Below are 21,929 nucleotides of genomic sequence, written 5' to 3' on the forward strand. Positions count from 1 at the left end.
TACGGATCCTTCGCCGTCCGTCGCAAGTACTACCAGGCCAGCTGGGCGATCTCCTCGGCCACCACGGCGCAGGCGTCCGCCGACGGGTCGATCAGCGGGAAGTGCCCCACTCCGTCCAGCAGGGTCAGCCCCACCATCTCGCCGGCCTTCGCCGCGGCCTCCACGAACGCCTCCGTCACGGCCTGCGGGACGGTGATGTCGTCCGCGCCCTGCACGACGGCCGTCGCGATCCCGGTCGGCAGCAGCAGCGCCGGATCGACATGCGCGCTCCGCGCCTCGAAGTCGCCCTTCCCGCCCAGCAGCTGGTGCAGTGCGCCGGAGCAGACATCCAGCTCCACGGCGCTCGCGAAGTCACCGATCGGCGCCAGCGCGACCACCCCGCGCAGCGGCGGAGCGGCGGGCAGCCGCCACGGCGACCCCTCGGGGAGCACATGCCGCGCGGCCGCCCACAGGGCGAGCTGCCCGCCCGCCGAGTGCCCGGTGACCACGGTCTTGCGCAGATCGGCGCCCGGCAGCTCCCGGGCCGCGAGCTCCGGAAGCGCGTCCATCGCGGCCGCCACGTCGTCGAAGGTCTCGGGCCAGCGGCCCGCGACGGGGCCGGCCGCGCCCTGCTGCGGGATCTCCCCGCCGCGCCGGTACTCGACGCTGGCGACCGCGAAGCCGCGCCGCGCGAGGAAGTCCGCGAACGGCGACACGTGCTGCCGGTCGTACGGCGCCCGCCAGGCCCCGCCGTGCAGCAGGACCACGAGAGGCACACCGGTGCGGCCGTCCCTCGGCGCGAAGAAGTCGATCACCTGGTCGGGGTGGCTCCCGTAGGCCGCGGACCCGTCGGGGGCGACCACCGGGTGCTTGAGCGCCGACTCGGTCTCGGCGGCGTCACGCTCGCGCGCGGCAGAATCCGACATGCTGCTCCAACCGTCCTGGGCCCGTGCCCAACTGGACCGACCTGCGGGGACGGTACCAGGAAGGCGGACCGCCACCGCACGGGCCCGGAGTGTGGGCCCGCACGGCGGCGGAGGGGTCATGACGGGCCGTCACCCGACGGCCTTCCTCAGACCGCCAGCACCTCGGCGAGGATCCGCGCCGCCCGCTCAGCGTCGGCGAAGCCGACGTACAGCGGGGTGAAACCGAAGCGCAGGATGTCCGGGCGGCGCAGGTCGCCGACCACACCGCGCTCGATGAGCGCGCCCATCACCCGCTCCGTCGCGTCCGCGTTCTCGCAGCGCAGCGAGACCTGGCTGCCGCGTTCCGCGTGTGCGGCGGGGGTGACCGGGGTGACCCGGCCCTCGGGGACGTACGCGGCGACGCACTCCAGGAAGAAGTCCGTCAGCGCCAGGGACTTGGCGCGCACGGCGTCCACCGACACCCCGTCCCAGACGTCCAGCGACGCCTCCAGGGCCAGCATGGACAGGATGTCCGGGGTGCCGACCCTGCCCCGTACGGACCCTTCCGCGGGGGTGTATCCGGGGGTCATCGCGAACGGGTCGGCGTGCGAGGTCCAGCCGGGCAGGGGCGAGTCGAAGGCCTCCTGGTGGAGTCCGGCGACGTACAGGTAGGCCGGCGAACCGGGCCCGCCGTTGAGGTACTTGTACGTACAGCCGACGGCCAGGTCGACCCCGTGCTCGTCGAGGCCCACCGGCAGGGCGCCCGCACTGTGGCACAGGTCCCAGACGGCGAGGGCCCCCGCGCCGTGGACCGCGGCGGTGAGACCGGGCAGGCCGTGGAGCCTGCCCGAGCGGTAGTCCACGTGGTTCAGGAGGACGGCGGCCGTACGGGGGCCGAGGGCGGCCGGTACGTCGGCCGGTGCCACCGGGACGACACGGTGACCGGTCATCCGGGCCGCCGACGCGGCGATGTACCCGTCGGTGGGGAAGGTCGCCGCGTCGACCAGGATCTCGTCACGCCCGTCGCCCGCGAGACGGGTCGCGGCGACGACCGCCTTGAAGACGTTCACGCTGGTGGAGTCGCCCACCACGATCTGCCCGGCGGCCGCCCCGACCAGCGGGGCGATGCGGTCGCCGATCCGCTCGGGCGCGGTCCACCAGCCGCTCTCGTCCCAGGAGCGGATGCGCAGCGAGCCCCACTGACGGGCGATGACGTCCTGCATCCGGGCGGGCACGTGGCGGGGCAGCGCCCCCAGCGAGTTGCCGTCGAGGTAGACGGTGTCGTCGAGGGTGAACAGCTCGCGCAGGGCGGCCAGTCCGTCGGCGGTGTCGAGCGCCTCGGCGCGCTCCTTGAAGTCAGACATGGCTACGCGCCGTCCACAGCTCGGGGAACACGCTCTTGGTGGCCCGCTTCTCCAGCCAGGCGACCCCGGCGGACCCGCCGGTGCCGGTCTTCGAGCCCATCGCCCGGCGGGTCGCGGTCAGATGGTCGTTGCGCCAGCGCCACACCAGCTCGCCGACGTCGGTGAGCACCTCGCCCAGCCGTACGAGCTCGGCGTTCTGGTCGGCGTCGGCGTAGATCTCCGCCCAGACGGCCTCGACCGCGGGGGACGGCTCGTACTTCTGCGAGAGGTCCCGCTCCAGCACCGACTGCGGCACGGCGTACCCGCGCCGGGCGAGCAGGGCGAGCGTCTCGTCGTACAGTCCGGGCTCGTGGAGCGCCTTCTCCAGCTCGGCGTGGACGCGGGGCGCGCCCCGGTGGGGCACGAGCATGGAGGCGGACTTGTCGCCCAGCAGGAACTCCATCCGGCGGTACATCGCCGACTGGAAGCCGGATCCCTCGCCGAGGGATCCTCGGTAGGAGTTGAACTGGGCGGGGGTCAGGCCGGCGAGCGGCTTCCAGGAGGCGTTCAGCGCCTCCAGCTCCCGCAGCGACCGCTTCAGGGCGTCCCGGGCGACCGGTATGCGGTCCTCGCGCAGGGCGTGCGCCGCCGTCTCCCACTCATGGACGATGACCGTGAACCACAGCTCCATGACCTGGGTGGTGACCAGGAAGACCATCTCGCCGGGATCGTCCGAGCGCAGATGCTGGAGGTGGGTCAGGACGTCCGCCTGGACGTAGTCCTCGTACGGGGTCGTTCCCGCGAAGTCCAGGTGCGGGGTCTCCGCACCGGTGGCTTCGGGGTCGGGGTGGTTCGTCGACATTTCTGTCTCCTCGACACGAGCTTCCGGGTAGCGGTCCGCCCCTTCCTCCGAGGGTGGTGGAGCTCCGGTCCCCTGCTCGGCATCCTAACGGCCTTCCGGAGGACGCGCCGGGGCCCCGCGAGCGGCTGCCCGCGGGGCCCCGGTGGAGGAGTGCCCGCCTCAGCCCAGGATGTCGGCGGCGGTCTGCGAGGAGTCCCGCAGGAAGGACGAGCAGCGCTCGTACTCCTCCTGCTCGCCGATGGCCTGCGCGGCCCGGGCGAGGGCGTGCAGGGCGCGCAGGAAGCCGCGGTTCGGCTCGTGCTCGAACGGGACGGGGCCGTGGCCCTTCCAGCCCGCGCGGCGCAGGGCGTCGAGGCCGCGGTGGTAGCCGGTGCGCGCGTACGCGTACGACTCGACGACCCGGCCGCCCTCGAACGCCTCGTCGGCGAGCTGTGCCCAGGCCAGCGACGACGTGGGGTACTTCGCCGCGACATCGGCGGGCGCCGTGCCGCCGGCGAGCAGTTCGCGCGGCTCCGGGTCGTCGGGCAGGTGGGTCGGGGGAGGGCCCCCGAGCAGGTTCTCGTGGATGGACATGGCTCAAGTGTGCCTGGGCGGAGCTTCGGGCTCCAAGGGCGGGGCGGTGACGCCGCAGTGCATCGTGCACTCGGGCCGCGCCCGACGTCCGGCCTCCGGAACCTTCCGTACGGACCGGAAGGCGATCACCGAACCCACCACCAGCAGACCGGCGCACATCGGCATCGCCCGCCGGAACGTGGAGGCGAACTCACCCGCGTCGCGGTACGCCTCCGGGCCCATTCCGGCCAGCAGCGGGAGCGCCGCCACCGCGAGGAGCCCGGCGGCGCGGGCCGCCGCGTTGTTGATGCCGCTGGCGAGCCCCGCCCGGCCGGTGTCCACGGCCGCCAGGACCGAGGCGGTGAGAGGGGCCACGAGGGTGACCATGCCGAGGCCCAGCACCAGCACCGCGGGCAGGACGTCCAGCGGATACGAGGCCCCGGGGCCGACCCGCAGCATCAGGAGCATCCCGGCGGCGGCCAGCAGGGGGCCGACGGTGAGCGGGATCCGCGGTCCGATACGCCGTCCGAGGTCACCGGCGGAGGCGGAGAAGAGCAGCATCAGCACCGTCGTGGGCAGGAGCGCGGTGCCCGCGCCGAGCGCCGAGAACCCGGCGACCACCTGGAGCTGGATCGCGGACAGGAAGAAGAACCCGCCGAGGGCCGCGTACACACAGAACGTGACGATGTTGACGGCCGTGAACTGCCGTGACGCGAAGATCGACGGCGGCACCATGGGGTCCTCCCGGCGGCGCTCCAGCCGCACGAAGGCCGTGCCGAGGACCACACCGCCGAGCGCGGCGCCGATCACCATGACGGACGCGCCCTGCTCGGGCACCTCGATCAGCGCGTACGTGACCAGCGCGAGCGCCAGCGCGGCGAGGGCGGCGCCGAGGACGTCGAACCGGCCGTGGGCGTCCGGGTCCCGGGACTCCGGCACATGGCGCAGGGCCACGGGTACACAGATCGCGGCGAGCGGCAGATTGAGCAGGAACACCCACCGCCAGCCGGGTCCGTCCACCAGCCACCCGCCGAGGAACGGCCCGACCGCCGCCCCGACCCCGCCCAGCCCTGACCAGAGCCCCACGGCGCGGGCCCGGTCGTCGGGGTGGAAGCTCGCCTGGATGATCGCCAGCGAACCGGGGGTGAGCAGGGCACCTCCGGCCCCCTGCAGCGCCCGCGCGACGACCAGCACCCCCGCGTTCGGCGCGATCCCGCACAGCAGCGAGGCCAGGGCGAACCAGACCACCCCGACGACGAACACCCGCCGCCGCCCGAACCGGTCCCCGAGCGCACCCCCGAGCAGGATCAGCCCCGCGAGGGTGAGCATGTAGGCGTTGACGGTCCATTGCAGGGCGGCCAGATCGGTGCCGAGGTCCTCACCGATGCGGGGCAGGGCCACATTGATGACGGTGGAGTCGAGCAGAGCCATGCTGGACCCGAGCACGGTGGTCAGGACGACCCACCGCCCCACCGGCGAGGCCACCCGGATCCCGCCTTCGCCCCCGTCGACATCAGTCATACGAGCAGCATCACCGCTGAGCCACAAGGAGTCCATCGGGAACCCGCCGAACCCCCCGCCCCCACCACACTCCGGCCCACCCCTCAGCCCCTCCGGCGTTTGAGGAGCAGGGTCCGGGGCCGGGGCGAAGCCCCAATAATCCAGCCCCTCCGGCGTTTGAGGAGCAGGGTCCGGGGCCGGGGCGAAGCCCCAATAATCCAGCCCCTCCGGCGTTTGAGGAGCGGGGTCCGGGGCGGAGCCCCGGTTTCGGGAAGGGGCGGGTAGGGGACAAGCCCCGCGCAACGGCCCACCCCCACGGCGCCGCCCGCACCCCACGACCCGCCCCGAAACCACGAAGAGCCCGGCCCCCCGAAGGAGACCGGACCCACCGCAACCGCGAAAACCCGCGATTACTTCAGCTTCGTACCAGCCGACCGCAGATTCGCACAGGCCTCAGTCACACGCACAGCCATCCCCGCCTCAGCGGACTTGCCCCAGCTGCGCGGGTCGTAGACCTTCTTGTTGCCGACCTCGCCGTCGACCTTCAGCACACCGTCGTAGTTACGGAACATGTGGTCCACGATCGGCCGGGTGAACGCGTACTGCGTGTCCGTGTCGAGGTTCATCTTCACGACGCCGTTCTCCAGCGCGGTGGCGATCTCCTCCGCCGTGGAGCCCGACCCACCGTGGAAGACGAAGTCGAACGGCTGGCTGCCGGCCGGCTTGCCGTACTTGGTGGCGACACCCTGCTGGAGGTCCTTGAGGAGCTCCGGGCGCAGGACGACGTTGCCCGGCTTGTAGACGCCGTGGACGTTGCCGAAGGACGCCGCCAGCAGGTAGCGGCCCTTCTCGCCCAGGCCCAGCGCCTCGGCCGTACGCAGCGCGTCGTCGACGGTCGTGTACAGCTCGTCGTTGATCTCGTGCGTGACGCCGTCCTCCTCGCCACCGGTCGGGGTGATCTCGACCTCAAGGATGATCTTGGCGGCGGCGGCCTTGGCCAGCAGCTCCTCGCCGATGGCCAGGTTGTCGGCGAGGGTCTCGGCCGAGCCGTCCCACATGTGCGACTGGAACAGCGGGTTCAGACCCTTGGCGACGCGCTCCGCGGAGACGTCGAGCAGCGGACGTACGTAACCGTCCAGCTTGTCCTTGGGGCAGTGGTCGGTGTGCAGCGCGACCGTGATGTCGTACTTGGCGGCGACGATGTGCGCGAACTCGGCGAGGGCTACGGCGCCCGTCACCATGTCCTTGTTGTACTGGCCGCCCAGGAATTCGGCACCACCGGTGGAGATCTGGACGATGCCGTCGCTCTCCGCCTCCGCGAAGCCGCGCAGTGCAGCGTGCAGGGTCTGGGTCGACGTCACATTGATGGCCGGGTAGGCGAACTTGCCTGCCTTCGCCCGGTCGAGCATCTCGGCGTAGACCTCGGGGGTTGCGATGGGCATCTGTCCGCTCCTTGGGATGTGCGGGTGTGCAGTGCTTGGTCCCTGACCTGGGGGCGACGTCATCGTCGCCCTTATCTTCCCAGACTCTCGCTCCGGGTCCACGCTGCCCATCGAGAAGGCGCTGCCCGTTTCACGTGAAACGGGCAGCGCCTCGATGAAGCAGCAGGTCAGGCCAGGTTCAGCCCAGGTCGAGGTCTGCCACGGTGTAGGCGTGGACGTACGGCAGACCGGCCTCGGCGATCGCCGGAGCGGCACCGCGCTCCACGATCACGGCGACGGCCACGACCTCGCCGCCCGCCTCGCGCACCGCCTCGACCGCGGTCAGCGGCGAACCACCGGTCGTCGAGGTGTCCTCGACGACGAGGCAGCGCCGCCCCTTGACGTCGGTGCCCTCGATGCGGCGCTGCATCCCGTGGGCCTTCTGGGCCTTACGGACGACGAACGCGTCCAGGCTCTTCCCGCGCGCCGCCGAGGCGTGCAGCATCGACGTGGCCACCGGGTCGGCGCCCAGCGTCAGACCGCCGACGCAGTCGTAGTCCAGCTCGGCGGTGGCGTCCAGCATCACCTGACCGACCTGCGGCGCGGCCTTGCCGTCCAGCGTGATCCGGCGCAGGTCGATGTACCAGTCGGCTTCCAGACCCGAGGAGAGGGTCACCTTGCCGTGCACCACGGCCTTGTCCTTGATCTGCTGGAGCAGCTCAGCGCGTACGTCAGTCATGTCAATGAGGGTAAAGGCTGCCACCTGCGGTCAGAGCCGCGCCCAGCTCCAGGTCGAGGTGATCTCCAGGGGCTCGATCGGGGTGACCAGCCGGGGGGTCGTGTTGAGCCCGTTCGGCGGTCCGGACTGCGGCTCCACGCAGACCGCCTCGTCCTGCTCGTCGTAGATCACCACCCACTCGTCCCGGCTCCTGACCGTCAGCTCCAGCTGCTCGGGCCAGGTCAGCTTCACGTCGACACCGTCGGGCATCCCGAAGCAGTCGTCCCACGGGCCGGGCCGGGGGTCGATCCTCCGGCCGGTCGGGAGGTGGTTGTCGCCCCGCTCCTCCTGCCAGGCCGCGTCGAAGGCGATCCTCGCGTCCTGGCCGCCGAGGTTCCGGAGGAACCAGGGATGCCACCCGGCCTGCGCCGGGAACGAGTCCCCGTACGTCTCGATGCCGAGGCTGAGCGTCAGCGAGTCCTCGGTCAGCTCGAAGGACTGCGTCACCCGGCCCTGGTACGGCCATGGGTCGGCCAGGTCGTAGAAGAAGGCCGCCTCGGAATCGCTCTGCCGGGCCGGCGACCAGGAGGCGTCGCGGCCGGTGCCGTGGATGGCGTGCGGCGGGGAGTTCAGCGGCAGCTGGTGCGGCTCGCCGCCATTGCGGAAGAGGCCGTTCTCGGTGCGGCCGCACCACGGCACCATGGGGAAGCAGCCGTACCGCTCGCCCTGGCGCAGCAGTTCGGTGCCCCCGATCCGCAGGCTGCTGATCCGGCAGCCATGGACGGGGTCAACGGTCAATTCGACGTCGCCGGCGGTCAGCCTGGCGTTCTTCACAGCTCTGCTCACCCCCCGACACTACTGGCGCGGGGCGGCTCCCTACGGCCTCCGGCGCCGCAGGGCCCTGCCCACCACCACCGCCGAGGCGATCGCCAGGGCGGCTGCCGGCGCCGCCCAGCGCAGCGTGATGCCCGCGGCGCCCGCCTCGGGTGACGGCACGGGTGCGTAACGGCCGCGCGGCGGGGCGTGGTCGACCTCCTCCGTGCTGCGGCCGATCATGGTGCGGCGGGCGTGCGCGGCCTCGGCGGGCGGCTCGTCCGGCACGGTGAGCTCCAGCTCCGCGGACGGGTCGAGCGACGGCGGCGGCACGGGCGCGTCGAACACGGACTCCTTCTCCACGGACGGAGGCTCCCCGGCTCCCTCACCAGGCTTCCCGGACTCCGCACCAGCCTCCCCGGACTCCCCCTCAGGGGCCTCCGACGCGTCGGCCGCGTCCGCCGGCCCATCCCCGTCCCGCGCGGCCAGGGTCTCCGTCACCAGCTGCTGCGTGAAGCGGTCGAGCAACCGCTCCGCCGCCGCGAGCGCCGCGGTGGCGTCCAGATCCACGATCCGCCCGTCGCCGCTGACCGTGCCGGTGAACCCGATCGTGGTCCCGCCGTCCGTCTCCGTGAGGCCCACGGTCAGGGCCAGCTTCGCCGAGCCGGTGCCCCGGGCCTCCACGCCCTCCCCGGTCACGGAGAAGGAGTCGCCCCCGTCCGAGGGCCGCAGCGTCAGCGCCCCGCGGTACGTGATCGTGTGGCCGTCGGCCCGGAATTTCAGCCGGCCTGCCAGCGGCCCCGCCGACGCGTCGGCGTCCTGCTGGAGTCCTGGCACACAGCGCGCGACGCGGGCGGGATCACCCAGCGTCCGCCGCAGGGCCGGGACCGGAACCGGAACGAACACCTCATGCTCCATACCGACCGAGCCTACTCAGCCCCGGCCGTCCCGTCAGCGCTTCCACCCCGTACGCCCCGCACACCCCCGGACCGCACCGCCCCCCGCCGGGCTCACGGCTCCTCCCAGTACCGCGGGTGGACCAGGGTCGACGGCAGCGCCCCCGGCTGTCGTATCCGCTCGGCCGCGCGCCGGCCGGCCCGCAGCTCGTGCTCCCCCAGCGTCCGCAGGGCCGGCGCGCCCGGGTCCAGGCCCAGCCGGCCGACCTCCTGCCGGGCGGCCAGCACGAACCCCCAGTCCCGCGGCGCCTCCGCCCCGCCGGCCGCGGCCCGGTCCGGCCCCGCCGCGAATCCGGTGACGCGTCCGTCGACCCGGTACGGCCGGGTCGCGAGGCCGCCCGCCCGTACCGATGCCTCCACCGTCCAGAACGTCGCGGGTCTGCTGTTCTGCGGGCCCGCGTGCACCACCAGCCGGCCGCCCGGCGCCAGCGCCCTGGCGACCAGTCCGTAGAACTCGGCGGAGTAGAGCTTCGTGCTCGCCGTGATTCCGGGGTCGGGGAGGTCCGAGATCACCGCGTCGAAGCGCTCACGCACGGCCCGCAGCCACAGGAAGGCGTCCCCGGCGACCGCCGTCAGCCGAGGATCGTCGTACGCGTGCCCGTTCAGCCGGGAGAGCGCCGGGTCCGTACGGGCCAACCGGGTGACGGCCGGATCGAGCTCGACGACCACGACGGACGCGACGTCCGGGTAGCGCAGCACCTCACGGGCGGCCAGCCCGTCGCCACCGCCCAGGATCAGCACCCGCCGGTGGGCCCCCTTCATCACTGGGTGCACCAGCGCCTCGTGGTAGCGGTGCTCGTCCCGGGAGCTGACCCGGAGCCTGCCGTCCAGATACAGGTCCAGCCCGCCGCGCGCGGACCCCGTGAGGACGACCTCCTGCACATCGGTCTGCACCGCGACCCGCACCTCGTCCCCGTACACCGCGCGCCGCGCCGCCCGCTCGAAGTCGTCGACCAGGACGGAGGCCGTGGCCAGCAGGGCGATCACCAGGCAGTTGACCAGGATCAGCAGCCGGCGCGACCGTGGGCCCAGATCGCGCCGGAACACCCACAGCACCAGCGCCCCGCCCGCCACCGCGTTGACCGCGCCGGTGAACAGCGCCCCGGTCAGCTGGCCCATCATCGGCAGCAGCAGGAAAGGAAAGGCGAGCCCGCCGACCAGCGCGCCCACGTAGTCGGCGGCGAAGAGGTCCGCGACCGCCCCGCCCGCGTCCTGCCGGTCGACCCGCTGGATCAGCGTCATCAACAGCGGGATCTCCGCGCCGATCAGGATCCCGATGGTGAGCGAGAAGCCCACCAGCACCGGGCGGGACTCCCCGATCCAGGCGAAGGAGGCGTACAGGACGAGCGCCGACATCCCGCCGACGAGCGCGAGCGCCGCCTCGATCAGCCCGAATCCCACGGCGGCGCGGCCGCGTAAACGTTTCGCGAGCAGCGAGCCGATGCCCATCGCGAACACCATCACGGAGAGCACCACCGAGGCCTGCGTGACCGAGTCACCGATCAGGTACGAGGCCAGCGCGACCAGCTCCAGCTCGTACACCAGACCGCACGCGGCACAGACGAAGACCGCGGCCAGCACCAGGAACCGGCCCGTCCTCGGCCGCACGGGAATCCTCGCCGCGCCCCCTCGCAGCGGCATCTGCTGGTCGATCATGAAACGAACGCTACGTGACGGAAACGTCGCCGCTTGTCACCCACACGGGTGTAAGTGACGTGGGCCGGACGTGCGCCGGGTCCGCAGCCCCGCGCTCCCGGCGGGCCCGCGCACTCCCCTCACGACACCCCTGCCGGGACCCGCGCCCCCACCCGGGACCGGGTGACCACGAGCTGGCCCTCCTGCGGGTACGCGTGCCAGGTCCGCCAGCGCACCTGGCCCTCCGTCCGCTGCGCGAGCATCGCGGTGAAGGCGTAGGGGCTGCCGGGAAACGTCCCCGCCAGTCCGTGCGGATGGTCGGCCACCAGCGCGAGGAGTTCCTGCGCGCGCCCTGCGAACGAGCCCTCCGAGAGCGTCTCGACGCGCGCCGCGAACTCGTAGTCCCAGTCACCGAGGCTCTCGGCGACGCCCAGCGGCAGCGGCGTGCTGCTGCCCGGCAGACAGGCGACGGTCTCGGAGCACGTACGGCGCTCTTCCTCCAGCAGGACCTGGTGGGAGGCGCCGAGCAGTCTCAACTGCACCTTCGCGCCCGCTAGTCGGAGGTCGAGCACGGCGAGGGCCGGCAGCGGCTCCCGCCCCAGCGTCCATGCCAGATCGGCGGCTCGGGTATCGGAATAGGAGGTCTGGAGGGTCGTGAGCATGGATCGGCTCCGCAAAGCGCACAGGGACACATGGACAGGAGGCACCCCCGTGCGGCGCACGTGGGGGGAGGGGAGCCCGATCCGGCCCAACTGGGATGCGCCCAACTGGGTTCCGGGGGCTGAATATTCTCTACATCGATGCAATCACGAAGTACGTCGCGCTCACAGCGCTTTTACCCAACTTGCCGTGGTTTCCATCCCTCAGGGGGCAGGACGGTTCATCTGTTCCCGGTGCCCCCAACCAAAAGGTGTCCGGCGGGAGTTCACTCCCACCGGACACCTCGGCCTCACCCGCCCCACCCCCGTGCGGGACGGTCGGGCCCGTCTCAGCTGCTTCCGCCGCAGCCTCCTCCGCCACCACCGCCGCAGCTGCTGCCACCCCCGCAGGAGTGCCCGCCGCCACCGCAGGAGTGGCCACCGGAATGACCGCCGGAATGACCGCCGGAGTCACCACCGCTGTCGCCGGCCCACCAGCTGCCCCCGTCCGAGCCGCTCCCGCCGCCGCTGCGACCGCCACGCCGTCCGGCCCGGCCGGACGCCTTCCTGCGGCTGCGGGATCCCGGCATCAGGGCCGACGCTCCCACGCACAGCAGCACCAGGAACACGACGAAGATGAACATCCCCATCGACCTCACATCCTTACTGTCCCCCGAAGCGAGGTCCCCGCTTCTCGACTGACCGTTGGATTCCCAAGCCCCCACGGCACCAAAGCGGACTTGAGCAACTCCAGAGCTTCGGCACAGGATGGCGCCATGACACAGGGACGACCGCTGCTCAACCGCCGCCTCACCGAGTTCGGCACGACGATCTTCGCGGAGATGTCGGCGCTGGCCGTACGGACCGGATCGATCAACCTCGGCCAGGGCTTCCCCGACACCGACGGGCCCGAGGAGATCCGCGAGGCCGCGGTCCGTGCCCTGCGCGCCGGGCACGGCAACCAGTACCCACCGGGCCCCGGCGTCCCCGAACTGCGCTCCGCGGTCGCCGATCACCAGCTGCGGCGCTACGGGCTGGAGTACGACCCCGACTCCGAGGTCCTGGTCACCACGGGCGCCACGGAGGCCATCGCCGCCTCCCTGCTGGCCCTCGTGGAGCCCGGCGACGAGGTCATCGCCCTGGAGCCGTACTACGACTCGTACGCCGCCTGCATCGCCCTGGCGGGCGGGACCCGCGTCCCCGTCACGCTCCGGCCCCACGAGGGCGCCTACCGGCTCGACCTCGACGAACTGCGCGCGGCCGTCACGCCCCGCACCCGGCTGATCCTGCTCAACACCCCGCACAACCCGACCGGGACCGTCCTGACCCGCGAGGAGCTGGCGGCCGTCGCCGAGCTCGCCTGCGAGCGGGACCTCCTGGTGATCACCGACGAGGTCTACGAGCACCTCGTCTTCGAGGGCGAGCACATCCCCCTCGCGTCGTTCCCCGGCATGCGGGAGCGGACGGTCAGCATCAGCAGCGCGGGAAAGACGTTCTCGCTGACGGGCTGGAAGATCGGCTGGATCACCGCGAGCCCGGAGCTGGCCACCGCGGTCCGCTCCGCCAAGCAGTTCCTGACGTACGTGTCGGGCGGCCCGTTCCAGTACGCCGTCGCCGAGGCCCTGCGGCTGCCCGACAGCTACTTCGACGAACTGCGGGCCGACCTCCGGGCCAAGCGCGACCTGCTCGCCGGAGGTCTCGCCGAGGCCGGCTTCGAGGTCTACCGGCCGGCCGGCACGTACTTCGTCACCACCGACATCCGTCCACTGGGCGCCGGGGACGACGGCTTCGCCTTCTGCCGGGCGCTCCCGGAGCGCTGCGGGGTCGTCGCCGTGCCGAACGCGGTCTTCTACGACCACCGCGAGCAGGGCGCGCCCTTCGTACGCTTCGCGTTCTGCAAGCGCACCGACGTACTCACCGAGGCCGTCACCCGGCTCAAGGGCCTCCGGGCGTCCTGACCCGCCGCACACGACGACGGAGGCCCGGGAGGGCGCCGGCCGCACCGACCACGCCCCGTCCCGGGCCTCCGTCCTCGCTGTGTGCTGACCGGGTCAGGCCTCCGGGGACTGCTCCGTGCCCGCGTCGCCCTCGGCCGTCTTGGTGTCGGGCTCCAGGCCCAGACGCTCCACGAGCCACTTGTCGAACTCGATCGAGGCCCGCACCCAGCTGACCGTCGAGGAGACGAAGTGCTCCAGGCTGACGCCGGTGCCGATGAGCATCTGCGCCTCACCGACCAGCCGCACGGAGCCCGCGGCGCCCTCCTCGCCCTCGTGGGCGTGCGTGTAGACCTTGGGCCAGAGGGTGCGGCGGTTCCAGTCGTCGATCGCGTCGAGCAGAACGGGCCGCTGGTCCAGGGCGTGGGGGCGGTCGTAGAAGGTCCGGACCGAGAAGACCTGCTGCTCCTCCTCGCCGCGGAACATGAAGTACGTCCGGAAGTCTTCCCACGGCGCGGCGAGGTCGCCCTCGTCGTCGACGACGAACTTCAGCTCCATCTGCTCGAGAAGCTGCTTGACGAGGTCCTGGTCGGGGACCACGGGGCCCTCGGGACCTGACGCCTGCGGTTCGGGCTGGCCCCCGAAGTTGGGGATCGAGGACGGGTCGATAGACATCGCTGGGTACTCCTGTGGATCGCACGTGGTTTCCTGGCTCCGACCCTAGCCGCGATCGCGGCCGGTAGTCCTATGCGCTCAGGGGAATCGTCCCCGCGCTCGTTCCCCTGGCCCGCGACCAGGAAACCGCGACCAGGACGGCGCAGAGCGTGCCGAGGAGTCCCGCCCCTCCGATGGTCTGCGCCGAGGACCCGGACAGCTGGGCCGCCAGACCGCCCGACGCGACGCCGATCCCCTGCATGGCGGTCAGCCCCGACCTCGCCAGGCCCAGGGCCTGACCGCGCTGGTCGGCCGGGGTGAGCAGCACGAAGGTCGCCCCGGCGGTGATCTGGTACGCCGAGCAGATGCCCGACACGAGCAGCACCAGCAGGGCCACGCCCACCCCGGGTCCCGCCCAGTAGACGACCAGCGGGAGGTTGGCGCCCACCGCCAGCGGTCCGAGCAGCCGGCGGCGGCGCTCCACGTCGAAGGCGGCGCGCCCCAGGAAGGCGGCGCCCAGGACCATCCCGGCGGGGTGCGCGGCGAGCAGGAGACCGACCGAGGCGGCGCTGCCCCCGGCCTCCTCCGCGAAGGGCGCGGCCAGTCCCTCGGGCAGCACGATGAACCCCGCCAGCCAGCCGAGCGCGACCAGCGACCGCAGCCGGGGGTCCGCCCAGATGAGCGCGGCGGCCTTGCCGACCTGGGTGTGCATCCGCTTCGGCCGCGCGTCGGCTCCCTGGTCCACCGGGCGCGCCTTCACACCGAGCCTGATGAGGAGGGCGGAGATGAGGAACGTCACCGCGTTCAGTCCCAGCGAGACGTGGCTGCCCAGCCAGACGACGAGGACCCCGCCCGCGGCGAAGCCGACCAGCTGTCCCAACTGGTGGGTGATCAGCATGACCCGCTGGCCCCGCTCGTACAGGCGCTCCCCGAGGACCGCCGGCATCAGGGCGCCCTGCGACGCCCCGAAGGGCGCCTCGGCGAGCTGTGCCAGCACCAGGATCCCGGCGAGCAGCGGCAGGGGCGTGCCGGGCAGGGCCATGAGCCCGACGAGGACGGCGCGCACCAGGTCGCAGCTGATCATGACCGTGCGACGGGGGAAGCGGTCGGCGAGACCGGAGAGGAGGACGCCGGACAGCAGGGCGGGCAGGCTCGTCAGGGCGTAGGTCGCGGCGGTCCAGCCGGCCGACTCGGTGCGTTCGAACACCAGCAGCGACAGCGCGACCCGCGCCAGCTGGTCACCCAGCACCGACTGAGCAAAAGCCGCCCACAGCGTGCGAAATTCGCTCAGGCGAATGAGGCTGTCACTTTTGCGATCCTGCGGCTCCGCACTCTGCTCACCGGGTATCCGTTCCGTCATGCGCGTACCTTACCGGCTTCGGAATTCGTGACAGCCGTACCGGCCGCATTGGGAAAGGGCCCGGAGTGTCCTGATATTGCGCGGAACACGATCACGCGCACTGTCGTCCGGTCAGCTCCACCCAAGGGCACAGATATGTATCGGGGCGGTACAAAAAGTGAGGCCCGGGCCGTATCGCATCTGCCATTCGGCCATGGAATGCAAATTTTCGGCTCAATTTCGTGGGCGGTTCCGCCGATGATGTGTGCCGGATGCACACATCAATGCGGACGGAGCCGCGCACACGTGTGTCCCCGGCCCGGGACACGAGGTCCACGGGCCGGGGACACAGGTCGTTCGCCGCCGCCTACAGGGTCTTCGCCGCAGTCGTCGCGGTGCCCACGATCAGACCGTCGTCCGCCCGGTCGACCCGGACCGTGTCGCCGTCCTTGACCTCGCCCGCGAGGATCTCCTTCGCGAGCCGGTCGCCGATCGCGGTCTGGATGAGCCGGCGCAGCGGCCGGGCGCCGTACGCCGGGTCGTTGCCCTCCTCGGCCAGCCAGGCCAGGGCGTCCGGGGTGACATCGAGCTGGATCCTGCGGTCGGCCAGCCGGTCGGCGAGACGGGCCACCTGGAGCCCCGCGATGTGCGCCAGCTCGTCGCCGGACAGCGCGGAGAAGACGACCAGGTCGTCCAGCCGGTTGAGGAACTCCGGCTTGAACGAGGCCCGTACGACCTCCAGGACCCGCTCCTTCTTCGCCTCGGGCTCGATCAGGGGATCGACCAGGAACTGGCTGCCCAGGTTGGACGTGAGGATCAGGATGGTGTTGCGGAAGTCCACCGTCCGGCCCTGCCCGTCGGTGAGCCGGCCGTCGTCGAGCACCTGGAGCAGGATGTCGAAGACCTCGGGGTGGGCCTTCTCGACCTCGTCGAGCAGCACGACGCTGTACGGGCGCCTGCGGACCGCCTCGGTGAGCTGGCCGCCCTCCTCGTAGCCGACGTAGCCGGGAGGCGCCCCGACGAGCCGCGCGACGCTGTGCTTCTCGCTGTACTCGCTCATGTCGATGCGGATCATGGCCCGCTCGTCGTCGAACAGGAAGTCCGCGAGCGCCTTGGCGAGCTCCGTCTTGCCGACCCCGGTCGGGCCGAGGAAGAGGAACGAGCCGGTGGGCCGGTCCGGGTCGGCGATCCCCGCGCGGGTGCGGCGTACGGCGTCCGACACGGAGCGCACGGCCTCGCTCTGGCCGATCAGCCGCCTGCCCAGCTCGGACTCCATCCGCAGCAGCTTCTGGGTCTCGCCCTCCAGGAGGCGGCCGGCCGGGATGCCGGTCCAGGCGCCGACGACGTCGGCGATGTCGTCGGGACCGACCTCCTCCTTGACCATCGTGTCCTTGTCCTGGGCGGCCTCCTGCTCGGCCTCGTCCGCCTCGGCCAGCTCCCGCTCCAGGCCGGGGATCTCCCCGTACAGCAGCTTGGAGGCGGTGTCGAAGTCGCCGTCGCGCTGGGCGCGCTCGGCCTGGCCGCGCAGCTCGTCGAGGCGCTCCTTGAGCTCACCCACGCGGTTCAGGCCCTGCTTCTCCTTCTCCCAGCGGGCGGTGAGGCCGCGCAGCTCCTCCTCCTTGTCGGCGAGGTCGCGGCGGATCTTCTCCAGGCGCTGCTTGGAGCCGGCGTCGCTCTCGTTCCTGAGCGCCAGCTCCTCCATGTGCAGCCGGTCGACGGACCGCTGGAGCTCGTCGATCTCCAGGGGCGAGGAGTCGATCTCCATGCGGAGCCGGGAGGCCGCCTCGTCGACGAGGTCGATCGCCTTGTCGGGGAGGAACCTGGAGGTGATGTAGCGGTCGGAGAGCGTCGCGGCGGCCACCAGCGAGGAGTCCGCGATCTGGACCTTGTGGTGGGCCTCGTAGCGGCCCTTGAGGCCACGCAGGATCGCGATGGTGTCCTCGACGGACGGCTCGGCGACCAGGACCTGCTGGAAGCGGCGCTCCAGGGCGGGGTCCTTCTCGATGCGCTCGCGGTACTCGTCCAGGGTGGTGGCGCCGACCATGCGGAGCTCACCGCGGGCGAGCATCGGCTTGAGCATGTTGCCCGCGTCCATCGCCGAGTCGCCGCCGGCGCCCGCGCCGACGACGGTGTGCAGCTCGTCGATGAAGGTGATGATCTGGCCGTCGCTCTCCTTGATCTCGGAGAGGACGGTCTTCAGGCGCTCCTCGAACTCACCGCGGTACTTGGCGCCCGCGACCATCGCACCGAGGTCGAGGGAGACCAGCCGCTTGTTCCGCAGGGACTCGGGGACGTCGCCCTTGACGATGCGCTGGGCGAGGCCCTCGACGACGGCCGTCTTGCCGACACCGGGCTCACCGATCAGCACGGGGTTGTTCTTCGTACGGCGCGACAGCACCTGGACGACACGACGGATCTCCTGGTCACGGCCGATGACCGGGTCGAGCTTGCCCTCGCGGGCGGCAGCGGTGAAGTCGGTGCCGAACTTCTCCAGCGCCTTGTACTGGCCCTCGGGGTCGGGAGTGGTCACCCGGCGCCCTCCCCTGCTCTTCTCGAATGCGTCCAGCAGCTTCTTCGCACTGGCTCCCTGCCCGTCGAGGATCTCACCGGCGCGGCCGCCCTTCGCGGCGACGGCGATCAGCAGGTGCTCGGTGGAGAGGTAGTCGTCGCCGAGCTCCTTGGCCCGCTGGTCGGCGTCGGCGAGGACGGCGAGCAGGTCGCGGCTCGGCTGCGGCGGGGCGACGGTCGATCCGGTCACGCTGGGCAGCGAGCCCAGGAGCCGTTCGGTCTCCTCCCGCACCGCCACCTGGTCGGCCTCGACGGCCGCGAGCAGGTCGGTGATGTTCGCGTTGTCCTCACCCGCGAGCAGGGCGAGCAGCAGATGCCCGGGGGTCAGATCGGGGTGACCGTCCTTGACGGCCCTGCTGGTGGCCGCGTTGAGGGCGTCCCGGCTCTTGTTGGTCAGCTCGGCGTCCACGGGCGCTGTCTCCTCCTCGTGCTGGTACGTCACTGCGTGACTACGTCACGGAACTTTGACTCGAACAACGGGTACAAAGTTGAGTCTATTCCACTCAAGGCCGAAACGGAGCCTTCGGGGGCCGCTCGTACCCCCTGTCTCTAGGCTGACCCCATGCCCGACGTACGCAACCCCGGCACCGGCTACCTCGCCTTCTGGCGGGAGCGCCACGTGTGCACCCTGACCACGCTCCGCCCGGACGGCACCCCGCACGTGGTGCCCGTCGGCGTGACGTACGACCCGGAGACGCGGATCGCCCGCGTCATCACCGGCAGGAACACCAGAAAAGCCGCGCACGTCCTGGCGGCGGGGCCCGAGGGCGCGCGGGTCGCGGTCTGCCAGATGGAGGGACGCCGCTGGGCGACCCTGGAGGGCCGGGCGGTGGTGCGCACGGAGCCCGACGAGGTCGAGGACGCGGTACGCCGCTACACGGAGCGGTACGAACGCACCCCGCGGCACAACCCGGAGCGGATCGTCATCGAGATCGCCGTCGACAGGGCACTCGGAAACGCGTAGGGACGGCCCCTGGGGAGCCGGCTGCGTACGGGATCACAAAAGTGCCGGAATTCCGAAAAGAATTCCGGGCAGCACAACGGCGCCATCGTGTTCAGGTCACGATGGCGCCGCTGTGTGGGGGAAGTGCCGGAACGATCTGGAACGACGGGGGAATCGTTCAGGCACTGCGGGGGGTGGCGGAAATGGCTTCTTGTTCGAACAGCTCGTGGTCACGCTGATCGAGATTGACGAAAATCATGCCGTACCTCACGGCACAGCGAACCGGTTGCGGCGCTCCGCGAGGCCGGCGAAGACAGCGATAGGCGCGGATGTCGTCATCCGTTTCCATCACGACCAGAATCGGCTCTCCGAACAGGGTGACCATCAACGAATCGCCCTGGCGGGTAAGTGCCGTGAGCAGATCGATGAAATGCCACCCTGAGCGATAGGCCGTGGCCATCTCCCGCCGGAAGGTGCGGTCGTCCGGTGGGGTGGTCATGCTGCGATGCGGGCCGGAGCGGACCAGCCGATGTCACCCTGGCTGACGGCGGGCGCGATCCAGCCGATGTCACCCTGGGCGACTGCGGGAGAGATCCAACCGATGTCACCCGGAGCGGCCGCGGGCGCGACCCAGCCGATGTCACCCTGGGCAACCGCGGGAGAGACCCAACCGATGTCACCCCGGGCGACCGCAGGAGCGACCCAGCCGATGTCACCCTGGCTGACCGCGGGAGAGACCCAACCGATGTCCCCCGCCGCCTGCGTGCTCCAGCCGATGTCGCCCGGCGCAGCAGCGGCCTCGCTGCTCCAGCCGATGTCGCCCGCGCTCGCCAGCCCCAAACCCATGGCCGCGACGAACGAGGCGGCAAGCGCCGAGCGAAGCATTCGCTTGTTCATAGTCGGCTTCGTCCTCACTTGTGGATTCTTCTCCCCCGCACTGAAGACGATGTCTCACCTGGGCACTCGAACACCACCGAGTCGATGCATCATGTTCCTGCAAGTTCAGGAACCTGGGGGGTGGAGATATGGCCGCAAGTACCACAAAACCGACACATCCTCACGGGGTTGCCGAACTATGTGATGACGGAGCACGCCTTTACGCCATAGCGCTGCGCACCGGCCGCATAGCCCGCGCCGATGTGGCAGCGGCGCCGTGCCTGATCGAGTTCGCGCTCCTGCATCCCGATCCCGACGCGGCGGACTGGCTCCGTCCCGTCGCGCCGTCGGCGGCCCTGGCGCAACACCTTCATCCCATAGAACGGGAGATCCAGGAACGCCGCCGGCATTCCCTGGCGCTGGCCGAATGCTTCGAGCCGTTCATGGACATCAGCGCCCAGGGCCCTTCGACCAACCACGCGATCACCGTGCTGGAGGGCGTCAACCGGATCAACGCCTCCCTCGACCTGGCGACCGCGGAATGCCGCTCCGAAGTCCTCACCGTCCAGCCCGGGGGCGGGAGGCCCGAGGACATCCTCAGCAGGTCGCTGGAGCGCGGTCTGTCCGTCGTGGACCGCGGCATCCGGATCCGCACCCTCTACCAGCACACGGCGCGCCACAGCCAGAGCACGCTGGCCTACGCGGAGCGCATGGCCGGCGACCACGTGGAGATACGCACCCTCGAAGAGCTCATCGAGCGCCTGATCGTCTTCGATCGGACCGTCGCCTTCATTCCGGCCCAGGACGACCGCATGGTCGCTCTGGAGCTGCGCCACCCCGGCCTGGTCGAGTACCTGGCGAAGGTCTTCGAGCAGCTCTGGACCAGGGCCGCCCCCCTGCTCGAGGAGATCAAGTACGAGCCCACTCCCGACGGGATCAGCGGGGTGCAGCGCTCCATCGCCCAACTCCTCGTCGAAGGACACGTGGACGACTCCATCGCCCGCCGCCTCGGCATGAACGTCCGCACCTGCCGGGCGCACGTCGCCAAGCTGTCGGCCACCCTGGGAAGCACCAGCCGTGCCCAACTCGGTTATCTGATCGCGCGTTCAGGGATCCTGGACCAGGACTCCTGAACGTACGGGCTCCGAGGCCGGACGGGTTCCCCTCTCGCCCGGCAGGTCCACACTCCCCCGGCGGGCCGGGCTTCCGCCACCGTCATGTTCATGCAGTGCACGAAGTGAGGGGTCATCAAATGGCCGCCGATGAGGCGAAACCGGTGCATCCGCACGGGAACCGAGAGCTCTGCGCCCCGGGCATCAGCGTCTACAAGGAGGCGTTGCGCACCGGACGCGTCGCGCGCAGCGACCTCGCGGCCGCCCCGTGCCTGCTCGAAATGGCTCTCGTCCATCCCGACCCCGACGACCACGCGTGGCTCCGCCCGGTCCCGGCGTCCGCCGCGCTGGCCCACCTGCTGCAGCCCATCACCCGGGAGATAGACGAGCGGATACGGCTGACCACCGCGCTCGCCGGGACGCTGGCGCCCCTGACGACGATCACCAACGAGGACCCCAACCTCGCCATCACCGTGCTCGAAGGACGGCCGCTGATCATGTCGGCCCTCCGGGAGGCCTCCGTGCGCGCCACCGAGGAGGTCCTGACCGCGCAGCCGGGCGGCAACCGGCTGGAGCACCACATCCAGCAGGCCATCGGCAACGGCCGGGCGGCGATCGCCGGAGGCGCCAGCCTCAGACACCTCTACCAGCACCCCGTCCGCTACAGCCCGCGCGTCAGGGAGTACCTGGCCCGGATGCCGGTCGACCGGCTCCAGGTTCGCACCATCGAGCAGACCGTCGACCGGCTCATCATCTTCGACCGCACCGTGGCGTACGCCCAGGCCGCGCCCGGTGACGAGGTGGCGCTGGAGATCCGGCACCCGGCCCTGGTCCGCTATCTCACCCGGGTCTACGAAGTCCTCTGGGCGCAGGCGACGCCGTACAGCGAGCAGCTCCCGGCCACCGCCCCCGGAGCCCCTGTCACCGCCGTCCAGCAGAGCATCGCGCGCCTCCTCCTGGAGGGCCGAGTGGACGACGAGGTCGCCCGTGAACTGGGCATCAGCGTCCGCACGTGCCGCTCCCACATCTCCAAGCTCATGCAGACGGTCGACGCGCACAGCCGCACCCAGCTGGGGGCCCGCCTCGTGCGGTCCGGGATCGTGGGACCGGACGGCACGCCGCCCGCGGGGCCGCACGCCCACCGCCCGGTTTCCTGACCCTCATCCGCCAAAGGCCCCCGA

Annotated in this window: 20 protein-coding genes; 4 read left to right on the forward strand and 16 right to left on the reverse strand. The window is 71.4% G+C overall.

Annotated elements, in window-relative coordinates; translation table 11 throughout:
• Positions 1 to 29: 29 nt before the first annotated feature.
• From ACZ607_RS25225 to ACZ607_RS25275, 11 genes are all read right to left on the reverse strand, one after another.
• Positions 30 to 905, reverse strand: a complete 876-nt coding sequence (locus ACZ607_RS25225) for an alpha/beta hydrolase (protein WP_469738052.1) — start codon at positions 903 to 905, stop codon at positions 30 to 32.
• Between the two features lie 146 nt (positions 906 to 1,051).
• Complete coding sequence (gene kynU / locus ACZ607_RS25230; RefSeq protein WP_469738053.1) at positions 1,052 to 2,248, reverse strand: kynureninase; 1,197 nt, start codon at positions 2,246 to 2,248, stop codon at positions 1,052 to 1,054.
• Positions 2,241 to 3,089 (reverse strand): tryptophan 2,3-dioxygenase family protein, encoded by an 849-nt coding sequence (locus ACZ607_RS25235; RefSeq protein WP_099173451.1) that lies wholly within the window; start codon positions 3,087 to 3,089, stop codon positions 2,241 to 2,243. The genes kynU and ACZ607_RS25235 overlap by 8 nt, the downstream gene beginning before the upstream one ends.
• 159 nt (positions 3,090 to 3,248) lie before the next feature.
• Complete coding sequence (locus tag ACZ607_RS25240) at positions 3,249 to 3,662, reverse strand: DUF3151 domain-containing protein (RefSeq protein ID WP_469738055.1); 414 nt, start codon at positions 3,660 to 3,662, stop codon at positions 3,249 to 3,251.
• Positions 3,663 to 3,665: 3 nt separating this feature from the next.
• Positions 3,666 to 5,162: a DHA2 family efflux MFS transporter permease subunit gene (locus ACZ607_RS25245; RefSeq protein ID WP_469738057.1), complete on the reverse strand. Its 1,497-nt coding sequence runs from the start codon at positions 5,160 to 5,162 to the stop codon at positions 3,666 to 3,668.
• Positions 5,163 to 5,551: 389 nt separating this feature from the next.
• The gene (gene fbaA, locus ACZ607_RS25250) at positions 5,552 to 6,583 is read right to left on the reverse strand and encodes a class II fructose-bisphosphate aldolase (RefSeq protein WP_469738059.1); all 1,032 of its coding nucleotides are present in this window, start codon (positions 6,581 to 6,583) and stop codon (positions 5,552 to 5,554) included.
• A 178-nt stretch (positions 6,584 to 6,761) separates the two neighbouring features.
• Positions 6,762 to 7,301 carry an orotate phosphoribosyltransferase gene (pyrE, locus tag ACZ607_RS25255; RefSeq protein ID WP_099173446.1) on the reverse strand — a complete coding sequence of 180 codons (540 nt, stop codon included), beginning with the start codon at positions 7,299 to 7,301 and terminating at the stop codon, positions 6,762 to 6,764.
• Between the two features lie 30 nt (positions 7,302 to 7,331).
• Positions 7,332 to 8,126 (reverse strand): aldose epimerase family protein, encoded by a 795-nt coding sequence (locus ACZ607_RS25260; protein WP_469738062.1) that lies wholly within the window; start codon positions 8,124 to 8,126, stop codon positions 7,332 to 7,334.
• Between the two features lie 30 nt (positions 8,127 to 8,156).
• A complete protein-coding gene (locus ACZ607_RS25265; protein WP_469738064.1) occupies positions 8,157 to 9,011 on the reverse strand; it encodes an SRPBCC domain-containing protein in 855 nt (284 codons plus the stop codon).
• Between the two features lie 92 nt (positions 9,012 to 9,103).
• Entirely contained in the window at positions 9,104 to 10,705 is a 1,602-nt protein-coding gene (locus ACZ607_RS25270; RefSeq protein WP_469738066.1) for a polyamine aminopropyltransferase, read from the reverse strand.
• A gap of 119 nt (positions 10,706 to 10,824) precedes the next feature.
• Positions 10,825 to 11,346, reverse strand: coding sequence for a DUF2617 family protein (locus tag ACZ607_RS25275; protein ID WP_469738068.1), 522 nt, complete (start codon positions 11,344 to 11,346; stop codon positions 10,825 to 10,827).
• Positions 11,347 to 12,098: 752 nt separating this feature from the next.
• On the opposite strand from ACZ607_RS25275, the gene ACZ607_RS25280 reads away from it, so the two are divergent.
• On the forward strand, positions 12,099 to 13,280 hold the full coding sequence (locus ACZ607_RS25280) for a pyridoxal phosphate-dependent aminotransferase (RefSeq protein ID WP_469738070.1): 1,182 nt from the start codon (positions 12,099 to 12,101) through the stop codon (positions 13,278 to 13,280).
• A gap of 93 nt (positions 13,281 to 13,373) precedes the next feature.
• Here ACZ607_RS25280 and ACZ607_RS25285 read toward each other — a convergent pair whose 3' ends face one another.
• The 3 genes from ACZ607_RS25285 to clpB form a co-directional block, all read right to left on the reverse strand.
• Positions 13,374 to 13,931, reverse strand: a complete 558-nt coding sequence (locus ACZ607_RS25285; RefSeq protein WP_469738072.1) for a type III secretion system chaperone family protein — start codon at positions 13,929 to 13,931, stop codon at positions 13,374 to 13,376.
• Positions 13,932 to 14,001: 70 nt separating this feature from the next.
• Complete coding sequence (locus ACZ607_RS25290) at positions 14,002 to 15,270, reverse strand: MFS transporter (RefSeq protein WP_469738074.1); 1,269 nt, start codon at positions 15,268 to 15,270, stop codon at positions 14,002 to 14,004.
• 346 nt (positions 15,271 to 15,616) lie between these two features.
• The gene (clpB, locus tag ACZ607_RS25295) at positions 15,617 to 18,226 is read right to left on the reverse strand and encodes an ATP-dependent chaperone ClpB (protein WP_469738076.1); all 2,610 of its coding nucleotides are present in this window, start codon (positions 18,224 to 18,226) and stop codon (positions 15,617 to 15,619) included.
• A 153-nt stretch (positions 18,227 to 18,379) separates the two neighbouring features.
• Between clpB and ACZ607_RS25300 the strand changes: the two genes are divergently transcribed.
• Complete coding sequence (locus ACZ607_RS25300; protein ID WP_469738078.1) at positions 18,380 to 18,781, forward strand: pyridoxamine 5'-phosphate oxidase family protein; 402 nt, start codon at positions 18,380 to 18,382, stop codon at positions 18,779 to 18,781.
• 157 nt (positions 18,782 to 18,938) lie between these two features.
• Here the strand turns inward: ACZ607_RS25300 and ACZ607_RS25305 are convergent, their stop codons facing one another.
• Both ACZ607_RS25305 and ACZ607_RS25310 read right to left on the reverse strand, forming a co-directional pair.
• Positions 18,939 to 19,259, reverse strand: coding sequence for a Rieske (2Fe-2S) protein (locus ACZ607_RS25305; RefSeq protein ID WP_099173435.1), 321 nt, complete (start codon positions 19,257 to 19,259; stop codon positions 18,939 to 18,941).
• Entirely contained in the window at positions 19,256 to 19,657 is a 402-nt protein-coding gene (locus tag ACZ607_RS25310; protein ID WP_469738081.1) for a 5'-nucleotidase, read from the reverse strand. Before ACZ607_RS25310 ends, ACZ607_RS25305 begins: the two co-directional genes overlap by 4 nt.
• Positions 19,658 to 19,785: 128 nt before the next feature.
• Between ACZ607_RS25310 and ACZ607_RS25315 the strand changes: the two genes are divergently transcribed.
• Together ACZ607_RS25315 and ACZ607_RS25320 are read left to right on the forward strand one after the other, a co-directional pair.
• A complete protein-coding gene (locus tag ACZ607_RS25315) occupies positions 19,786 to 20,769 on the forward strand; it encodes a helix-turn-helix transcriptional regulator (RefSeq protein ID WP_469738083.1) in 984 nt (327 codons plus the stop codon).
• Positions 20,770 to 20,888: 119 nt separating this feature from the next.
• Positions 20,889 to 21,905 (forward strand): helix-turn-helix transcriptional regulator, encoded by a 1,017-nt coding sequence (locus ACZ607_RS25320; RefSeq protein ID WP_469738085.1) that lies wholly within the window; start codon positions 20,889 to 20,891, stop codon positions 21,903 to 21,905.
• Positions 21,906 to 21,929 lie beyond the last annotated feature (24 nt).

It is taken from the genome of Streptomyces sp. NPDC104381 (genome assembly GCF_055583745.1).

Excerpts from the sequence above, each read along its gene's own strand:
- kynU (WP_469738053.1), bottom strand. The coding sequence starts at position 2,248 with ATGTCTGACTTCAAGGAGCGCGCCGAGGCGCTCGACACCGCCGACGGA.
- ACZ607_RS25310 (WP_469738081.1), bottom strand. The coding sequence starts at position 19,657 with ATGAACAAGCGAATGCTTCGCTCGGCGCTTGCCGCCTCGTTCGTCGCG.
- ACZ607_RS25245 (WP_469738057.1), bottom strand. The coding sequence starts at position 5,162 with ATGACTGATGTCGACGGGGGCGAAGGCGGGATCCGGGTGGCCTCGCCG.
- ACZ607_RS25240 (WP_469738055.1), bottom strand. The coding sequence starts at position 3,662 with ATGTCCATCCACGAGAACCTGCTCGGGGGCCCTCCCCCGACCCACCTG.
- ACZ607_RS25305 (WP_099173435.1), bottom strand. The coding sequence starts at position 19,259 with ATGACCACCCCACCGGACGACCGCACCTTCCGGCGGGAGATGGCCACG.
- ACZ607_RS25300 (WP_469738078.1), top strand. The coding sequence starts at position 18,380 with ATGCCCGACGTACGCAACCCCGGCACCGGCTACCTCGCCTTCTGGCGG.
- pyrE (WP_099173446.1), bottom strand. The coding sequence starts at position 7,301 with ATGACTGACGTACGCGCTGAGCTGCTCCAGCAGATCAAGGACAAGGCC.
- ACZ607_RS25270 (WP_469738066.1), bottom strand. The coding sequence starts at position 10,705 with ATGATCGACCAGCAGATGCCGCTGCGAGGGGGCGCGGCGAGGATTCCC.
- ACZ607_RS25285 (WP_469738072.1), bottom strand. The coding sequence starts at position 13,931 with ATGTCTATCGACCCGTCCTCGATCCCCAACTTCGGGGGCCAGCCCGAA.
- ACZ607_RS25320 (WP_469738085.1), top strand. The coding sequence starts at position 20,889 with ATGGCCGCCGATGAGGCGAAACCGGTGCATCCGCACGGGAACCGAGAG.
- ACZ607_RS25290 (WP_469738074.1), bottom strand. The coding sequence starts at position 15,270 with ATGACGGAACGGATACCCGGTGAGCAGAGTGCGGAGCCGCAGGATCGC.
- ACZ607_RS25315 (WP_469738083.1), top strand. The coding sequence starts at position 19,786 with ATGGCCGCAAGTACCACAAAACCGACACATCCTCACGGGGTTGCCGAA.
- ACZ607_RS25235 (WP_099173451.1), bottom strand. The coding sequence starts at position 3,089 with ATGTCGACGAACCACCCCGACCCCGAAGCCACCGGTGCGGAGACCCCG.
- ACZ607_RS25225 (WP_469738052.1), bottom strand. The coding sequence starts at position 905 with ATGTCGGATTCTGCCGCGCGCGAGCGTGACGCCGCCGAGACCGAGTCG.
- ACZ607_RS25265 (WP_469738064.1), bottom strand. The coding sequence starts at position 9,011 with ATGGAGCATGAGGTGTTCGTTCCGGTTCCGGTCCCGGCCCTGCGGCGG.
- fbaA (WP_469738059.1), bottom strand. The coding sequence starts at position 6,583 with ATGCCCATCGCAACCCCCGAGGTCTACGCCGAGATGCTCGACCGGGCG.
- ACZ607_RS25275 (WP_469738068.1), bottom strand. The coding sequence starts at position 11,346 with ATGCTCACGACCCTCCAGACCTCCTATTCCGATACCCGAGCCGCCGAT.
- ACZ607_RS25280 (WP_469738070.1), top strand. The coding sequence starts at position 12,099 with ATGACACAGGGACGACCGCTGCTCAACCGCCGCCTCACCGAGTTCGGC.